16 protein-coding genes are annotated in these 16,701 nt (G+C 42.3%); 14 read left to right on the top strand and 2 right to left on the bottom strand.

Features of this window, described 5'->3' with window-relative positions; translation table 11 throughout:
• The first annotated feature begins 4 nt into the window (after positions 1-4).
• From AAGC65_RS10245 to AAGC65_RS10215, 7 genes are read left to right on the top strand one after another with little or no spacing between them, the layout of a single operon-like run.
• Entirely contained in the window at positions 5-931 is a 927-nt protein-coding gene (locus AAGC65_RS10245; protein WP_343112352.1) for a hypothetical protein, read from the top strand.
• 41 nt (positions 932-972) lie between these two features.
• Positions 973-1,857, top strand: a complete 885-nt coding sequence (locus tag AAGC65_RS10240) for a hypothetical protein (protein ID WP_343112351.1) — start codon at positions 973-975, stop codon at positions 1,855-1,857.
• Entirely contained in the window at positions 1,839-2,798 is a 960-nt protein-coding gene (locus AAGC65_RS10235) for a glycosyltransferase (RefSeq protein WP_343112350.1), read from the top strand. The genes AAGC65_RS10240 and AAGC65_RS10235 overlap by 19 nt, the downstream gene beginning before the upstream one ends.
• Entirely contained in the window at positions 2,798-3,796 is a 999-nt protein-coding gene (locus AAGC65_RS10230; protein WP_343112349.1) for a glycosyltransferase, read from the top strand. The genes AAGC65_RS10235 and AAGC65_RS10230 overlap by 1 nt, the downstream gene beginning before the upstream one ends.
• Complete coding sequence (locus AAGC65_RS10225; RefSeq protein WP_343112348.1) at positions 3,793-4,821, top strand: glycosyltransferase family 4 protein; 1,029 nt, start codon at positions 3,793-3,795, stop codon at positions 4,819-4,821. The genes AAGC65_RS10230 and AAGC65_RS10225 overlap by 4 nt, the downstream gene beginning before the upstream one ends.
• Positions 4,818-6,035 carry a hypothetical protein gene (locus tag AAGC65_RS10220; protein ID WP_343112347.1) on the top strand — a complete coding sequence of 406 codons (1,218 nt, stop codon included), beginning with the start codon at positions 4,818-4,820 and terminating at the stop codon, positions 6,033-6,035. The genes AAGC65_RS10225 and AAGC65_RS10220 overlap by 4 nt, the downstream gene beginning before the upstream one ends.
• A 3-nt stretch (positions 6,036-6,038) precedes the next feature.
• Complete coding sequence (locus AAGC65_RS10215) at positions 6,039-7,322, top strand: glycosyltransferase (protein ID WP_343112346.1); 1,284 nt, start codon at positions 6,039-6,041, stop codon at positions 7,320-7,322.
• A gap of 193 nt (positions 7,323-7,515) precedes the next feature.
• On the opposite strand, the gene AAGC65_RS26180 is transcribed toward AAGC65_RS10215, so the two are convergent.
• Complete coding sequence (locus AAGC65_RS26180; protein WP_407940664.1) at positions 7,516-7,665, bottom strand: helix-turn-helix domain-containing protein; 150 nt, start codon at positions 7,663-7,665, stop codon at positions 7,516-7,518.
• A gap of 99 nt (positions 7,666-7,764) precedes the next feature.
• Here AAGC65_RS26180 and AAGC65_RS10210 point away from each other — a divergent pair, with 99 nt between their 5' ends.
• The 3 genes from AAGC65_RS10210 (at position 7,765) to AAGC65_RS10200 (ending at position 9,853) form a co-directional block, all read left to right on the top strand.
• Entirely contained in the window at positions 7,765-8,337 is a 573-nt protein-coding gene (locus AAGC65_RS10210) for a Crp/Fnr family transcriptional regulator (protein ID WP_343112345.1), read from the top strand.
• Positions 8,338-8,449: 112 nt separating this feature from the next.
• Positions 8,450-9,217: a type 1 glutamine amidotransferase domain-containing protein gene (locus tag AAGC65_RS10205; protein ID WP_343112344.1), complete on the top strand. Its 768-nt coding sequence runs from the start codon at positions 8,450-8,452 to the stop codon at positions 9,215-9,217.
• 189 nt (positions 9,218-9,406) lie between these two features.
• Positions 9,407-9,853, top strand: coding sequence for a VOC family protein (locus AAGC65_RS10200; RefSeq protein ID WP_343112343.1), 447 nt, complete (start codon positions 9,407-9,409; stop codon positions 9,851-9,853).
• A 103-nt stretch (positions 9,854-9,956) separates the two neighbouring features.
• Here the strand turns inward: AAGC65_RS10200 and AAGC65_RS10195 are convergent, their stop codons facing one another.
• Positions 9,957-10,289, bottom strand: coding sequence for a metalloregulator ArsR/SmtB family transcription factor (locus AAGC65_RS10195; protein WP_343112342.1), 333 nt, complete (start codon positions 10,287-10,289; stop codon positions 9,957-9,959).
• 205 nt (positions 10,290-10,494) lie between these two features.
• On the opposite strand from AAGC65_RS10195, the gene AAGC65_RS10190 reads away from it, so the two are divergent.
• The 4 genes from AAGC65_RS10190 (at position 10,495) to AAGC65_RS10175 (ending at position 16,695) form a co-directional block, all read left to right on the top strand.
• Positions 10,495-13,329, top strand: a complete 2,835-nt coding sequence (locus tag AAGC65_RS10190) for a TonB-dependent receptor domain-containing protein (protein ID WP_343112341.1) — start codon at positions 10,495-10,497, stop codon at positions 13,327-13,329.
• A gap of 50 nt (positions 13,330-13,379) precedes the next feature.
• Positions 13,380-14,750 (top strand): hypothetical protein, encoded by a 1,371-nt coding sequence (locus AAGC65_RS10185; protein WP_343112340.1) that lies wholly within the window; start codon positions 13,380-13,382, stop codon positions 14,748-14,750.
• A gap of 118 nt (positions 14,751-14,868) precedes the next feature.
• Positions 14,869-15,483, top strand: coding sequence for a helix-turn-helix transcriptional regulator (locus AAGC65_RS10180; protein WP_343112339.1), 615 nt, complete (start codon positions 14,869-14,871; stop codon positions 15,481-15,483).
• A 135-nt stretch (positions 15,484-15,618) separates the two neighbouring features.
• Complete coding sequence (locus AAGC65_RS10175) at positions 15,619-16,695, top strand: hypothetical protein (RefSeq protein WP_343112338.1); 1,077 nt, start codon at positions 15,619-15,621, stop codon at positions 16,693-16,695.
• Positions 16,696-16,701: the final 6 nt, after the last annotated feature.

The following is a 16,701-nucleotide window of genomic DNA, read 5'->3' as shown; positions in this document are numbered from 1 at the left end:
AACCTTGTTACAGCGAGTCATCGATTTTTTATACCGCAACCCGCGTTCGCATTTACAAAAGTTCAAGCGCTTTGGTGGTTATTTCAATTACCGCAGCATGATGAACGGTCGACGGGAAATGGAAAAGCATTCGGTTAAACTGCCTCCGGTAACCTCATATGCTGATGGATTGCCAGTTTACTTTTTAACTGGTAAAAACTACCTGTATCAAACGTTATACTGCATTCAATCACTCAGCAAAACAACAACTAACAAGTTTCAATTTATTTTGGTTGATGATGGCAGTTTCGATAACCAGCTGATTGAACAGGTGAATAAACAACTGCCCGGTGCGCGGGTATTTACTGCTGGTGAGATCAATAGAAACCTGCAAAACACCTTGCCCGAATCGCGCTATCCTAATCTTCGTAAAAAAAGAGCAGTATATCCCCACCTCAGGAAATTAACCGATGTACATACCATTCCAGGCAATGCATGGAAACTGGTATTGGATTCGGATATGTTGTTCTGGAACGAACCTGTCGACTTGCTAAGCTGGCTCAGGCATCCGCAGCAGCCTTTGCATATGATTGATTGTGTTGAGGCCTACGGCTATTCGCAGAAATTGATGGAACAATTGGCCGGTTCGCCCATAAAACCATTGCTTAACGTGGGCGCCATTGGCTTAAAAAGTGAAGAAATTAATTGGCAGGGGCTGGAAAACTGGATCAAAGTTATGGAAGAACAGGAAGGTACTTCCTACTATCTCGAACAAGCCCTTTCGGCCATGCTGATAGGCGATGGCAATGCCACTACTCTAAAAGCCGAAACATATATCGTAAACCCTGGTAAAGATCAGATTAAGAATAAAACCGGCGTTCTTCATCATTACGTTGATCTTTCAAAAGAGGGTTATTTTAAACAGGGCTGGAAACACTTTTTCCCTAAATGACATTAGGCAGTATAATTTATAAGCTATTTTTTAAACCTACCTTGAAAATCAGGTATTATATCGGTCATTTTGGGTTAATAGGGTCGTATAATATGGAGCGTGGCGAGCGGCAAATGCGAAAAAGTGCCCTGAAATTGCCGCCTATCAATTTATCGGTAAACAAAACACTTGAAGTTAATTATCTTACCGGGGCCCTGCATTGGCATCAAACCATTTTTTGTGCATACACGCTGGCCAAACATTTGGATGGCAAGGTGGGCATTAAACTTTATTCGGATGGAACGCTGACCGATGAATACATCGATTATATCAAAAAAGCATTGCCTGGCGTTGAAGCAGTTTCTGAAACAGAGGTAGTGAGGCAGCTCGATATTGTTTTACCTGAGGATAGCTTCCCAACGTTACGATATTTGCGCAACTGGCACCCGTTTTTCCGCCGGCTGATAGATATACATACCTCGCCGTCATGGGCCATCCACCTGGATAGCGATATGATCTTTTTCGATAAACCCGTACAGATTCTGGATGCTTATCAGCGTAAGACAGCCCTGTACATGAAGGAGGGGCTAACAGATTCTTATTTTGTTGATAATGAGGAACTGCTGAGGGATAAATATGGAATTGACTGCATTAAAAGTGTTAATGGCGGCATCATAGCTTACGATAATAATAAGGTAGATTATGCTGATCTGGAAGCGAAGGCAAAGCTGCTCCTTGAGCAATATCCAAATGCCGGCCCTGCACAAGTTGAGCAAACGCTTATGAGTTATGTGCTGTATCAACAAAACGCCCTGCCTCTTGACGAAAGAACGTACACCATTTTTTACGACGATAAGCCCGATTTAACGCAGCCACAAATAGTTCGCCATTATATTTTCAAGGCTAAAAAGCCTTATTTTACTTCCGAATGGAAAACAGTCCGTTAGTTTCTGTCTGCATGCCTGCCTACAACGCAGATAAATACATTGCCGAAGCTGTGCAATCGGTATTGTCGCAATCCTATACCAACTGGGAACTGATCATTGTTAATGACGGATCGACCGATGATACAGCTACCGTGCTTGGGCAATTTACCGATCCGCGGATCAGGATCTACGAGCAGCAAAACAGCGGGCAGTGCGCGGCTGCTAACCGCGCTTTTAGTTTTTCAAAAGGACGGTTTATTAAATTCATGGATGCCGACGACATGATATCACCCGGATATATCGCCGGGCAGGTAAAACGCATTGATAACCGTGATGATGTTATAGCTTCTGCTGCCTGGGGCCGGTTTTACAATGATGATACCAGCACCTTTAAATTAAATGACGATCTGATCAGGCATGACAGTAAACCTATCGATTGGCTGGTGTCATCAATGGATGGTAAGCAGGTCATGATGCAATGCGCCATATGGCTTATCCCAAGGGCTGTACTCGAAGAATCGGGTTTATGGGACGAGCGCCTGAGCCTCATCAATGATTTTGAATTTATCATCAGGGTGCTGCTTTACGCGCGAGAGATCCGCTTTGCCGAAAACTCCATACTTTATTACAGGAGCGGCCTGCCAAATTCTTTATCTTCATTAAAATCGCAAAAAGGGGCTCAATCAGCTTACGATTCAATAAATTGGGGTACCTCGCAGATGCTGGCCTTTGAACAAAGCAACCGCGTAAGAAAGGTATGCGCCGCCTGCTTCCAAAACTTTGTTTATTCGTTTTATCCTTACCACAAAGCGCTGGTAAACCTTGCCGAAAGTAAGGTAAAAGAACTTGGGGGCTCAACTGCTCCCTTTCTATCCGGCGGTTATACCCGTTTGCTCCAAAGCGTCATCGGCTGGAAGAATGTTAAAAAACTAAAGTTCTTGCTATCGGGAGGCCCTAAATAATGGCCTGCTGCCGCATATACCTGTTTACTTATAAAAGGAACCACCTGCTGCCGCGCGCTGTGAAAAGTTTAATCGATCAAACTTTTACCGACTGGGTATGCGAGGTACATAATGATTGCCCTGAGGATGGCTTTCCTGCCGAATTCATCGCTTCATTAAACGACGAGAGATTTATAATCAAGAACCATCCTGTAAATCTTGGCGCCGTGGTTAGCTTCAACCTCGCATTTGCAGGCTGCTCCGAATCTTATGCAAGCATCCTGGAAGATGACAACTGGTGGGCACCCGATTTTTTAAAAGATATGATAGCCGTTATGGATGTCAATCCTACCATAAAAGTATCATGGAGCAACATGAAACTATGGCAGGAAGAACCAGGAAATACCTGGACAGATACCGGCAAAACAACATGGCCATCCAATGAATCGCGCTTTTTTGAGTGGCCTCACATAAGGCAGGCTATAAATGCTTTACACTCAACAGGGGCAATGCTATACCGCGGGCAATACGCCTCAAATTATCTCGCTCCTTCCGGTACCCTGCTTAACGCCATTGAATTGGTAAGGGAACGTTCATTTGAACATCCTGTTTACCTGCAGGGCAAGCCGCTCGCTAATTTTGCGATTACACTCACTACAAACCGCGATAATGACCGCTACACATGGATAGGTACCCAGGTGATGCTGCTGGCCAGCTTTATTGCCGCTTCGCAGGATAGCGATAAAACAATGAGAGAAAGCCTGACATATTACCGGATGCAGCGGCCGGTTCCCACGGCTAATTTTTTCCTGGCCAATTATTTGATCCTGAAGGATCGCGGATTATATAAATACTTTACCCTTACCGATTGGCTTAGCATTGGCAAATGGCTGCTGGGCAATGGCCACAAATTAAATTACCTGAAACAATATCTTGCATCGCAACGGGATACCTATGCATTTTTGCTAAAACAAACACAGTTGCGGTATCGGGAAGGTGAACAACACAAACAAAATTGAAAATAGCCATTATAGTAAATCCGCTGATCCCTGTACCACCTGAGCAATATGGCGGCATTGAACGCATTGTTTTTATGCTGATACAGGAGTTGATCGAAAACGGGCACGATGTTACCCTGTATGCCAATGAACATTCGCAGCCGGGCTGCAAACTTATCGGCTACCGCGAATCAGCACAATATGGCGTTAAAGACATGCTCAGGATCAACCGGCTTACATCAAAAATTGCCTTTCAGCATTTTGATCTCGTGCATACCTTCGGCAGGATGAACAACATTGCCCTGCTCATGCTAAGCCGTATCCCTAAAATAGTATCGTACCAGTTGCCGCCCACGGTATCGCAGGTAAAAAAAGCCGTAAGTATTGCACCTAAAAACTCACTCAGGTTTACCGCATGCAGTAATTATATAGCAGGTAAAATCAGTCCCTTTGCTAATGTAACTACCATTTACAACGGCGTTGATATTAATGATTACCAGTTTAATGCCCATATTGCCGAAGATGCCCCACTTACTTTTTTAGGCCGCATCCAACAGGAAAAAGGGACAGCTATCGCTATACAGGCGGCAAAAAAAACAAATCAAAAACTGGTCATCGCAGGCAACATCCCCAACGAGGCCCAGCACCAGCAATATTTTAATGAACAGGTCAAGCCGCATATTGATGGCGAGCAGATCAAATATATAGGCCCAGTTAATGACAGCCAGAAAAACGAGTTGCTCCGTAATTCAAAAGCTTTCCTGATGCCCGTAACCTGGGATGAACCCTTTGGCATTGTAATGGCTGAGGCCTTAGCCTGCGGTACACCGGTTATCGGTTTTAAACGCGGCGCCGTTCCTGAAGTGGTAACAAATGGCTTTAATGGTTTTGTTTGCGATAGTGAAGCCGAGATGGAAGCCGCTATAAATAATATCGGCAGTGTAGGCAGGAAAACCTGTAGGCAGGTGGCAGAGCAAAAGTTCAGCGCCGGGGTACTGGCCAAACAATACGAAGATTTATACCAATTGGCAACAGGCAAAAATTGAAGCACGTTACTTTTATAACTACCGGTCAGCCGGCAACCAATCCGCGGTTGGTTAAAGAAGCCGAAACCTTGCATGGGTTGGGTTATTCCGTAAAAGTGATCTGCTGCTTTTACCAGGGCTGGGCGCAAAAAGCTGATGAGGAATTAATCCGCAAATACCCGGGCACGTACATTTATTGCGGCGGTGATCCGGTTAAACGCAAAGCGGCTTATTTTAAAACCCGGCTCCGCCAAAAGCTAAGCACATTACTTTTTAAATATACCCGCGGTTTTGGTGTGCCGGAAAATGCCATAAGCCGCTGCCATGCGGAGGCCATGGCCATCGCCAAAAAAATAAAAACAGACATTTATATAGCCCATAACCTTGGCGCATTGCCTGCGGCCGTACTGGCAGCAAAGCAAACCGGGGCAAAAGTTGGCTACGATGCTGAGGATATGCATTCTGGCCAATTTGCTTCAACTGCTGATGAGGGCTACCGGCTCAATAAATACATTGAAGAAAAATACTTTGGGCGGGTTGATTATTTTACGGCGGCCAGTCCGCTCATTGCCCGGTATTACAAGCACGAATACAGTTACCTTGCCCCGGTTGTTATAAACAATGTATTTCCAAAAACAACGTTGAACATCGGCCAAAACTACAAACCCGGCCAGCCTTTAAAACTATTCTGGTTTTCGCAAACGATAGGCCGCGAACGCGGCCTGGAAGACGTTATTAAAGCGATGGCAGCAAGCAAAGGACATGTACAGTTGCACTTGTTAGGCAATTGCAGCGAGGGCAATAAACAGGCCATGGTACAACTTGCCGCCCAGTTTGAATTACAACAGGGCCAACTATGGTTTTATGGGCCTGTTGCACCTGATGAAATTTTTAAGCTGGCCGTGCAATTTGATATCGGCATGGCAACCGAAACCAGTGTGCCTTTAAACAGGAATATCTGCCTTACCAATAAGATTTTCACCTATGTGCAATGCGGCCTAGCCATGATTGCAAGCGACACACAAGCGCAAACCCTTTTTATGGAGCAATATCCCGGTACCGGGATACTGTACGACAAAAGTAACCTGCAATCACTAACAGACTGCATCAACTTTTACCTCCAGAACCCGGAAACTTTACACCAAACCCGGTTGCAAAACTATCAGCTTGGCCAAACGGAGTTAAACTGGGAACTGGAAAGCCGTCAATTTTTAAACCTTATACAAAAGCTGTAAGCATTGAATAAAAAACTGCTCATTATTTCGCCATACTTCCCACCTTCTAATGCCGCCGACATGCAGCGTGTTCGGATGAGCTTGCCCTATTTTCTGCAATTTGGCTGGGAAGCAGAGGTAGTTACAGTTGATGAACGTTATTCCGACTCGTCTAAAGATGAACTCTTGCTACAAAGTTTACCTACAACTATCAAAGTTCATAAAGTAAACGCGCTTGATAAGAAGTGGACATCCAAATTTGGATTAGGCAGCCTCGCACTGCGTTCACTTTGGTTTTACAAACAAAAGATCAACCGCTTGTTAAAGACAGGTAAGTTCGATCTCATTTATTTCTCTACAACCCAATTTCCCGTTTGTATATTAGGAACCTATTGGAAGAAAAAATTTGGGGTGCCATTTGTTATCGACTTTCAAGATCCCTGGCACTCGAATTATTATATGGATAAACCTAAATCGCAGCGGCCGCCGAAATACTGGTTCTCTTATCGACTTAATAAGTATCTTGAGCCCATCGCCATGCGGCACGTCGACGGGTTAATTAGTGTTTCGGCTGCTTACCTGACAGACTTAAGTGAACGTTATCCGACAGTAAGGAAAGTGCCCGCGGCGGTCATCCCTTTCGGTTTTGATGAAAACGATGTTGCCGTCGCCCGGGCAAATCAAGAAGATTACCCTGATTTATTATCAGCAGAAAGCAAAAATCTGGTCTATGTAGGGCGAGGAGGGGAGGATATGTACCGAGCCATTATTCCATTATTTGAGTGCCTTCAATCGTCGTTATTGTCACGTCAGGATAACAGTTTGTCTGCATTCCGCATCTATTTTATTGGCACCAGCTACGCGCCGGCCGGTCAGGGCAAACCAAGTATCCAGCCGCTGGCGCTTGCTTATGGCTTGCAAAATCATGTAGTCGAAATCAGTGACAGGATTTCCTTTTATCATACACTATCCACTTTACAACAAGCAGATGCGCTTTTTCTTCCCGGTTCAGATGACCCGAAATACACGGCGTCCAAGCTTTACCCTTATTTGTTAAGCGGGAAGCCCATTTTGGCTATTTTCAATAGTGACAGTCCTGCCCTTAAAACATTACATCATTGTGGTGCTGAGCATGCTTATGGATACCAGTCCGCCCGGTTGGGTGCTCATATTCACGATTTTATAAAACAATTTATCGCCGGAACACTCCCAAAGCCGGTTTATAAGGAGAAAAGTTTAGATGCATTTAGCGCCGTTAATATGACGCGGCTGCAATCTGAACTGTTTCACCAGATCACATCGGGATGATAATCACTGCCTGACTCACCTTGTCGGTTTACTTTTGGCGGTGATCTTCTCCAATACCTCTATGGTGAAACGATTTGCGGCCGTGTATCCCAACACAACAGTACCGTCACGGAATACTTCAAACCGCCTCAACACTGCTTCCAAACCTTTCTGGTCCATTGATATGCCGACCGATAATCTGACACATGTTAGTTTAGCGTTGTAGCAGTTTAGCCGGTTCTATTTCAAGTGCTTTGGCCAACGCGAAGACCACCGAGATGCTGGTGTTGAGTAGTCCCCGCTCGATCCGGCTTACCTGGCTATACTCGATGGCCGCCAGGTTTGCCAGACTTTCCTGAGAAATAGTTTCTGATAATGCTCAATGGTATTTGGGAGAAGTGTTTTAAGGATAGATAAATAAGGTAGATTATTAGCAATTTTGTCGTTCAATCTCATAACCTGGATGAAAGAATTACTCAGAACACATTTTGAAAGAAACATATTGTTAACCGACAGTGAGTTTGACTATATTTTTGATCATTTTGTTTATCGGAAAATAATAAAACATCAGTTTCTTATTCAGCAGGGAGATCATGTTAACAATGAATATTTTGTATTAAAAGGGTGTCTGAAATCGTACATGGTTGATAATGAGGACAAACCCCATATTCTGCAATTCGCGCTTCCTGACTGGTGGATTACCGATTACCAGGCCTTATATAGCAATACGCCAAGTACCCTTTACATAGATTCAATTGATGGTGCAGAAATACTGAGCATCACCGCAGAGAATAAAGATAAATTATGCTCCGAGATGCATAAGGTGGAACATTTTTTCAGAAAGAAAACAAATTGGGGCTATGTCGCCTTGCAACAACGGATATTAAGCTTATTGAATAGTAACGCCAAAGACCGTTATGAACAACTGTTAAAACAATACCCCGCATTATTTAAAACTGTACCGAAGCAATTGTTAGCCTCATATTTGGGCGTTACGCGGGAAACCTTGAGCAGGCTGTATGGAGCTGCAAAATAATTTGATGTAGATCACATACATTTTGTGACATACGTCCTGTGAGGTTTTTTGTAATCGTTACACCTTTGTGTAAAATATAAAAACACAAATGAAATTCACAGGTAAATTAATAATGTCAGCATTACTTTCTATAGTAAGTCTGACGGGTTTTGCTCAGGAAAACCAACCAGCAACACATTCAGGTAAAAAGATCCTTTTTGTTGTAACCTCACATGATCAACTGGGTAGTACGGGTAAAAAAACCGGTCTTTGGATAGAGGAGTTTGCTACCCCATATTACTATTTAATTAGCCAGGGAGCAAAAATAACCATAGCCTCACCAAAGGGGGGCCAGGCCCCAATTGACCCAAAAAGTAATGAGGCTTCATTTCAGACAGAATCTACCAGGAAATTCTTCGCTGATCCGGCTACTCAAAAAAAATTAGCACATACTGTTTTACTGTCAAAAGTTAATCAGAAAGATTATGATGCTGTTTTTTATCCCGGTGGTCACGGCCCGATGTGGGATCTGTCTGAAGATAAGAATTCTGCTCAGTTATTAGAAGCTTTTATCGGCAACAATAAGCCAATTGCATTGGTTTGTCATGCACCCGCTGCCTTGAAAAATGTTAAAGCCAGCAACGGCGAGCCTTATATTAAGGGAAAACAAGTATCGGCATTTGCCAATACCGAAGAAGCTGCAGTACAATTGACAACTGTGGTTCCGTTTTCTTTAGAGGATATGTTAAAATCAAATGGCGCTGATTATAAAAAAGGTACGGACTGGCAGCCATTTGCCGTTCAGGATGGTTTAATGATCACCGGTCAAAATCCTGCGTCGGCTTTATTGGTGGCTCAAAAATTAATAGCTCAGCTCAATAGTGCAGTTGCGGCTAATTAATTTTTGCTAAGATTTTTTTGATTGATAAGTGGGATGACAGCCGCTTGTTACCATTAGTGGTAACAGCGGCTGTTCATCTTTTATAGACTTAAAAAGGTGCCAATTGTAAATAGTTGGCTATATAAAGTTTATATGCGGGGTAAGTGCTGTCAGATTATTATTATTGTGATAAACTTAAATTATTTAAACATGACAAGAAAATCGCTGGTAATAATTTTATTATCATTTATCGGTACAACGGTATTTGCACAAAGCAAAACAAAGGCAAACCACGTAGCCATTTTTGTAAAAGATCTTAAAAAGAGCGCTGCCTTTTATAAAGATGTAATACAGTTGGAGGTAATTCCAGAGCCCTTTCATGATAACAAGCACGTATGGTTCCGCACAGGCGAGCATACCCAATTGCATGTTATTGAAGGAGCTGCCGCGATTGAGCAGCATGATATCAACACTCATTATTCTTATTCGGTACCTGACCTGGCTGTGTTCAGCAAGCATTTAGATGAAATGCATGTAAAATATGGTAACTGGAAAGGCAATTCAAAATCGCCGCAATTAAGGCCCGATGGCGTTAAACAGATTTATCTGCAAGATCCTGATAACTTTTGGATAGAAATAAACGACGATAAGTTTTAATGCAGGCCTGTTGGGCCATGTAACAAACAAAAGCCTAAAGACCATTGCTGTTCTTTAGGCTTTTTTATTGATATAGGTGATGTTAGAGTATTGTTATTGGGGGCTATGAGGCAATTGATTGCCTTTTGTGCATAGCTTCCATCAGGTGGCTAAACTGCTGGGTATATTCATTCCAGCTTACCCAGGCTACATTATATAATGATCTTTTACCATCTGTTGCTACCGTGATAAGTCCTGAGTCAAGCAATTCTTTCAGATGGTGCGATACGGTGGGTTGCGCCAGTGGTAATACTTCAACAATTTCGCCGCAGGTAAATCCTGGGTTTTCTGCTAAAATGCGTAGTATGGCGATCCTGGCCGGGTGCGACATAGCCTTCCCAACTAATGAGATATGTTGATCAACCGACGCAAATTCGCTTTTTTTATGATTAGCCATTATAGTATGCAAAGGTAGGATCATAAAATAACCTTCATTGTAAAATAACTTTTACACATAATTTCTTCATAATTTCTTCATAAAACTATGGTTTGACTAATGTGTACACAATGTTTAATCTATTATCTAAGATATTCGATTTGATAATATTCAGATAATATAAGCTTAACTGTGCCGGGGTAGTTTTGACCCGTCATAAAATATTATGTTGAAAATCAAATACTCCATTCTTTTAATTGTTTCGTTCTTGTTAAGTAATACTCAGCTTTTTGCACAAAGCGATGGTAAATTAGCAGGTAAGATCACAGATAGAAAAACAGGCGAAACACTTATTGGTGCAACTATAGGCATACAAGGCAGCAGCAAAGGCGCCGCCACCAACGCCGAAGGCCGGTATATATTAAGCCAATTACAACCTGGCAGGTATACATTAATTATCCGTTACATCGGTTATCAAAGCAAATCTATTTCAGATATTGAAATTAAAGCAGGCGCGGTAACCCAGCTTGATGCCACATTGGATGAGGCCACCACCCAGGCATTAAAAGAGGTAACCATTAAGGCTACCTACCGCCAGGAATCGGTTAACGCTTTATATGCACGGCAAAAAAATAGCGTACAGGTTATGGACGGCATCTCTGCCGATGTGATCAAACGCTCGCCCGACAGAAATACCGGCGATGTGCTGAAACGGGTAAGCGGTACATCTGTACAGGACGGTAAATTTGTGGTGATACGCGGTTTGGCCGAGCGTTATAATAATAATATGCTTAACGGCTCAACACTGCCAAGTTCTGAGCCCGACCGTAAGGCATTTGCCTTTGATATTATCCCTTCAAGCCTTGTTGATAATATTGTGGTTTACAAAACAGCTACTCCTGATCTGCCCGGCGATTTTTCGGGCGGTACCATCAATACCATCACTAAAGATATTCCTGATAACCAGTTTTTAGAAGCTGCCTTAAGTATTGGCTACAATTCAAAAACAACCTTTAAGAATAACTTTATTGATGCAAGGCCATCGGGTAAATGGGATTTCCTGGGTTTTGATGATGGATCAAGAAAATTGCCGTCTGCTTATTCCAACGTTAAAAAAGATTATACCTCCGGAACAACCAGCGAACAAAAGATTGCCATTGCCCAAAAGTTCCCAAATACGTTTTTTTATGAAGAAGGCCAGCAAAGTATCCCCAATATAGGCTTCCAGCTTTCTACCGGAAACTCAAAAACCACCAAAAACAACAACCGTTTTGGTTATAACTTTAGCCTCAACTATAGCAATGGTCATCGTGCATCCTTTGGCGATAGGATAGGATATACCGGCTTTAACGATGCTACTAAGGAGCTCCCCTTGTACAGCTTTGACCGTAACATATTTACCAATTACAAAAGCCTTGGCGGCTTATTAAACTTTGCGTACACGTTTGGTAAAAATAAAATCGCGTTACGAAATTTATATAACAATGATTTCGCGGTTGATTATGAGCAAACCAGCAATGCCTTAAACTTTGAAACCAGCCAAACCAATCCGTTAAGGTACAGAGGTTATTCTGTAGAAACCACACAGAACGGTATTTACAGTTCGGTTTTAGAAGGCCAGCACACCCTGGGTAAGCGCAATATTATTTTTGACTGGAACGCATCATACGGCTTGTCATACAGAAACCAGCCCGATCAGCGTATCGTAACTATTTATACGCCGGTAAATCAGCCTGAATATATTTCTTTATCAAGTGAAAACAGCCCTAAGCCTAATGACCTGGGGCGTGTATATTCAAAATTGAATGAAAATATTTATGGTGCCAAAGCTAACCTGGCCATACCATTTAAATGGATGGATCAGCCGCAGCGGTTAAAATTTGGTGGCTTGGTATCGCGTCGCGATCGTGATTTCAGCATAGACGCGCTGGGTTATACCGACGCCATAGGCTTTGGTAATAAGGTTATTCCTTTTACTAACGGCTATACTATTTTTAACGTTTTTAGCGCACAAAGTATACAGCAAAACGGTATCGATCTGTCGCGCCTTGACCTAAGCTCAACCGATTATAAAGGTACAGCTGACCAAGATGCGGGCTATGTAATGCTTGATAACAAGTTTAATGATAAGCTTAGGTTGGTTTGGGGCGCCAGGCTTGAACGTTACGCTCAAACCCTTAGTCCGCTGGGGCAGCCTAAACAAAAATATACCAATACAGATCTTTTGCCATCAGGTAACTTAACGTATAACTTAACCGAAAAAACCAATCTGCGGGCTTCATATTTCCGTTCGGTAAACCGGCCTGAGTTCAGGGAGTTGGCAAGTTTCAGGTATTTTGATTACCAAACCAACTTTATCATAGCTGGTAACCCTAATATGCAACGCAGTACTGTTGATAATGCCGACCTGCGTTTTGAATTTTACCCATCTGGCGGCGAGATCGTTTCTATCTCGGCATTCTATAAAAAGTTCAAGAACCCTATTGAGCAAATTAACCAGGGTAACGATATTTTATCCTATCAAAACGCACTTGATGCAAAAGATCTTGGTTTTGAAGCTGAGTTGCGCAAAAAATTGAATTTCATAGCCGAGGGCAGCTTTTTAAAGGATGTAACCTTTTATGTAAATGCATCATACATTAACGCTAAAGTAAAACTTGCCGACGGCCGTAATGTTTCAACACCACTACAGGGGCAATCGCCTTACCTTATCAATGCCGGCCTTTATTATACGCCTACCAGCAGCGATTTCTCATTCAACGTGCTGTACAACCGTATCGGTGAGCGCCTGCGCTTCAGGGCTGTAACCGGTGGTGTTGATATCTATGAAAAACCACGTAACGTGATAGATATGCAGCTAAGCAAAGGCTTGTTTAAAAAACATGCCGAGATCAAGTTAACTGTATCTGACATATTAGCCCAGCCATTCTCATGGTATAACAATTACGGCACGGCAAACAGTACAGCTTATAACGCCAGGGAAGACAAGATTATCCGCAGCCAATACGCCGGTTTCGGAACTACGCTGTCTTTCAAGTACAACTTTGATTTCAAAAAATAAACCTTACCCCAAAAACTAAGAAATATAAACAAGAATTATTAACGATTATTATGAAAAAAGCAATCTTCTTATTAAGCTCATTGGCCGTATTAGGTCTGGCTTCTTGCTCAAAAAATGACGACACCGATCCGGGTACTAACCCTCCACCTCCGCCTACGGTAACTAAGCAGGATGTTAGAGGAAGTATCACCAAAGATACCCACTGGACTGCCGGTGTTACCTACCGACTGCGTGGTTATGTTTATGTAGATAACAACGCTACATTAACCATTGATCCGGGAACTAAAATTGTAAGTAATAAAGATTCAGCGGGTGTATTGATCATTTACAAAGGCAGCAAGATCAATGCTGCAGGTACTGCTGATAAACCAATCGTAATTACATCTGCCGAATCATCTCCAAAACCTGGCGATTTGGGCGGCCTTGTAATAGTTGGTTTAGCAACCGGTAACGGTAACCATGCTGTTTTAGAAGGTGGTGTTGACGTACCTCACCAACAGTTTGGCGGCACTAATGATGCTGATAACTCTGGTGTATTACAATATGTACGCATTGAGTATGCCGGTAAAGCGGTTAACCCCGGCGATGAGGTTAACGGACTAAGCATGTACACCGTAGGTAACGCTACCAAAGTTGACCATATTGAGGTTTTACGCGGTTTAGATGACGCTTATGAGTTTTTTGGCGGTTCATTTAACGCTAAATACCTGATAGCTTACAATAACGCTGATGACGACTTTGATTTTGACGACGGATACCACGGTAAAATCCAGTATGCGGTTTCAGTAAAAGATCCTGCTTTTACTGATGCTAAAGGTACTACCGGTGATATTTCAAACAACTTTGAAATTGATAACACGGTTGATGCTAAAGGTTACTTATTAACCCCGGTAACTTCACCGGTATTATCAAACTTCACGGCTATTGGCCCTAACAATGCTGCAGGTACATCTGCCGATTATGGTTACGGTATCCGTTGGAGAAGAGGTGCTAAAGTTAATTTAGTAAACGCTATAGTAATTGGCGGCCAAAAAGCTGGTTTGGATATTGATAATGATGTTACTGCCCAGGCTTATAAAGACGGAGCAAGCACGCTTAAAAATAGCTTATTATCTGCTGTTGCTGAGCCTTATAAATTGGATAAGCTTACAGCTGCCGTATTAGATGCTGCCGGTTTAAAGGCTTTGGTTGAAGGTCGTGACGGTACTAAACTGTTTGCAACTGCTGCTGATGTACAGTTAACCGATCCGTTTAACAACGCTGCGCCAAACCTGATCCCTAAAACAGGTTCACCTGCACTTGTCGCCGGTAAATTTGATGGTGCTTTTGCCGATGCTTTCTTTGATAAAACAACTTACATTGGTGCTATTGACCCTGCAAACGACTGGTCAAAAGCTGCCTGGACTGTTTACGGAAAATAATCTGCGCTTAATAATTTAGTAAAGAGGCCTGACTATATTTAGTTAGGCTTCTTTATTCAACTAAACATATTACAACCTAAGCATTCTGATGGCTCCTCTGCATTCTCTTTTGCACAATATGGATTTTGAACTGGCGCAGTTTGCACGTGTACTTGCACTGCCCATCAGGGTTTTTATTATCAGAATGATCATTGAGCATGATAACTCTATCAGCAAGCAGCAGTTGTACTCTCATGCTTTTACCGAGCAAAACATTAATAAACATTTGCTGGAGCTAAAGGCAGCCGGAATTTTGAAGATCAACGGCGCCAGAGGACAAATTACCTACAGCATTGACCAAAACGTATCAAAACAAATTGCAGAGAGTTTTACCAATATGTTTCAAAGCATTAGCCAGCTTAATCCCCGGAAGGTTGATGTGCCCCAACCAGTAATTGTTCCTGCAGTTTTCAAAAACCAAAAAGAAGAAAAGGAAGAACACATTAGTAGTTTTACCAGTTTTGGCGCATTTATAAAAAAGCGTCGTATGGAACTGTGCTTATCACAAGAAGATTTTTCTAAAAAGATCAATATAGAACGTGCGCAGTTAAGCAGAGTAGAATGCGGCAAAAAATCATTGAACGTTGATAAATTAAAGGAGCTTGCCCAAGCCCTGTACCTTGATCTGGATACGGTAAAAAAAGAATACTACCAATACCGGATTGCTCAATTAATAGAAGAGAGCAAAATGTAGATCTCAACCTGTATCTTCCTTATAATCATTAATTAACCATGATTCAGTAATGGTGTGTTGAGTATTGTTTACATAAACTTAATATTAAAATATTATTAATTTTATGTAAGTTTAATATATTCAAATCATGCACTCATGCGCTGGCTCATCCATGTATTCGTTACATTTTTGCTGGTCATTACAACGACAATTGTTTATGGTCAGCGTAACGACGAGCGCATTTGCTTTGAATTTTATGGAAGCACCTTCAACGGCGGCATAGACGAGAACCTGAAGGTTAGTATTGCCGAAAAGCTATCGCCGCAAGCTATCAAATCATTCTATCAAACGATTAATGCCGGTAATTACCAACCCTTGGTTGATTCACTCATCACCTACAAGCAAAGGTATAACTTAAATGACTGGCTTTATTACCAACTAATTCGTAAAACTGCTCAACAAATAAGTCCCAAGTCAGCAAATTATAGTTTGTATACCTTGTATAAATGGTTTTTACTGGCTAAATCAGGTTATGATGCCCGGCTGGCCCTTACACGTGATAAGATTATATTTTATGTGTATAACGATGAGGATATTGAGGACATCCCATTTTTTATGGTAGATAATAAAAAGTACATGTGCCTTAACTATCATGATTATGCTAACGCTAATCTAAACCTTGATCCGCCGGTGCCGGTGACTATTGATATTGCTGGTGCGGTTAACGCTTTCTCCTACAAGGTTACCCGAATGCCCGATTTTAAACCCGAGGATTATGTTGATAAGGAGCTACAGTTTACTTACAAGCACAAGGTTTATTATTTCAACATCAAACTGAGCCGGGACGTAGAAAACATTTTTGCCAATTACCCTGTGGTTGATTTTGCTTCGTACTTTAATATCCCGTTGAGTAAAGAAACCTATGGGTCGCTGATACCGCTGCTGAAAAAGAATACAGCAGGCATGAACCAGAAAAAAGGGGTGGACTACCTCATGCGTTTTACCCGGTACGCGTTTTTGTATGAGGATGATGAAAATAACTTCGGTAAGGAGAAACGCCTCTCGCCCGAAGAAACACTGTTTGCCAAATACAGTGATTGTGACGACCGGGCCGCTTTGTTTTTTTATCTCGTAAAGGAGATCTATAACCTACCCATGATAGCCCTTTTATACCCAACACATATTACGATGGCCGTTCAGTTTGATAAACCGGTGGGCAGCCCCATTATTTAAAAAGGA

The sequence above is a fragment of the Mucilaginibacter sp. genome, from assembly GCF_039207105.1.
In the GTDB taxonomy this organism is placed as follows: Bacteria; Bacteroidota; Bacteroidia; order Sphingobacteriales; family Sphingobacteriaceae; genus Mucilaginibacter.
The sequence above is the reverse complement of the archived record's forward strand: the minus strand, read 5'-3'. Positions and strand labels throughout refer to the sequence as shown.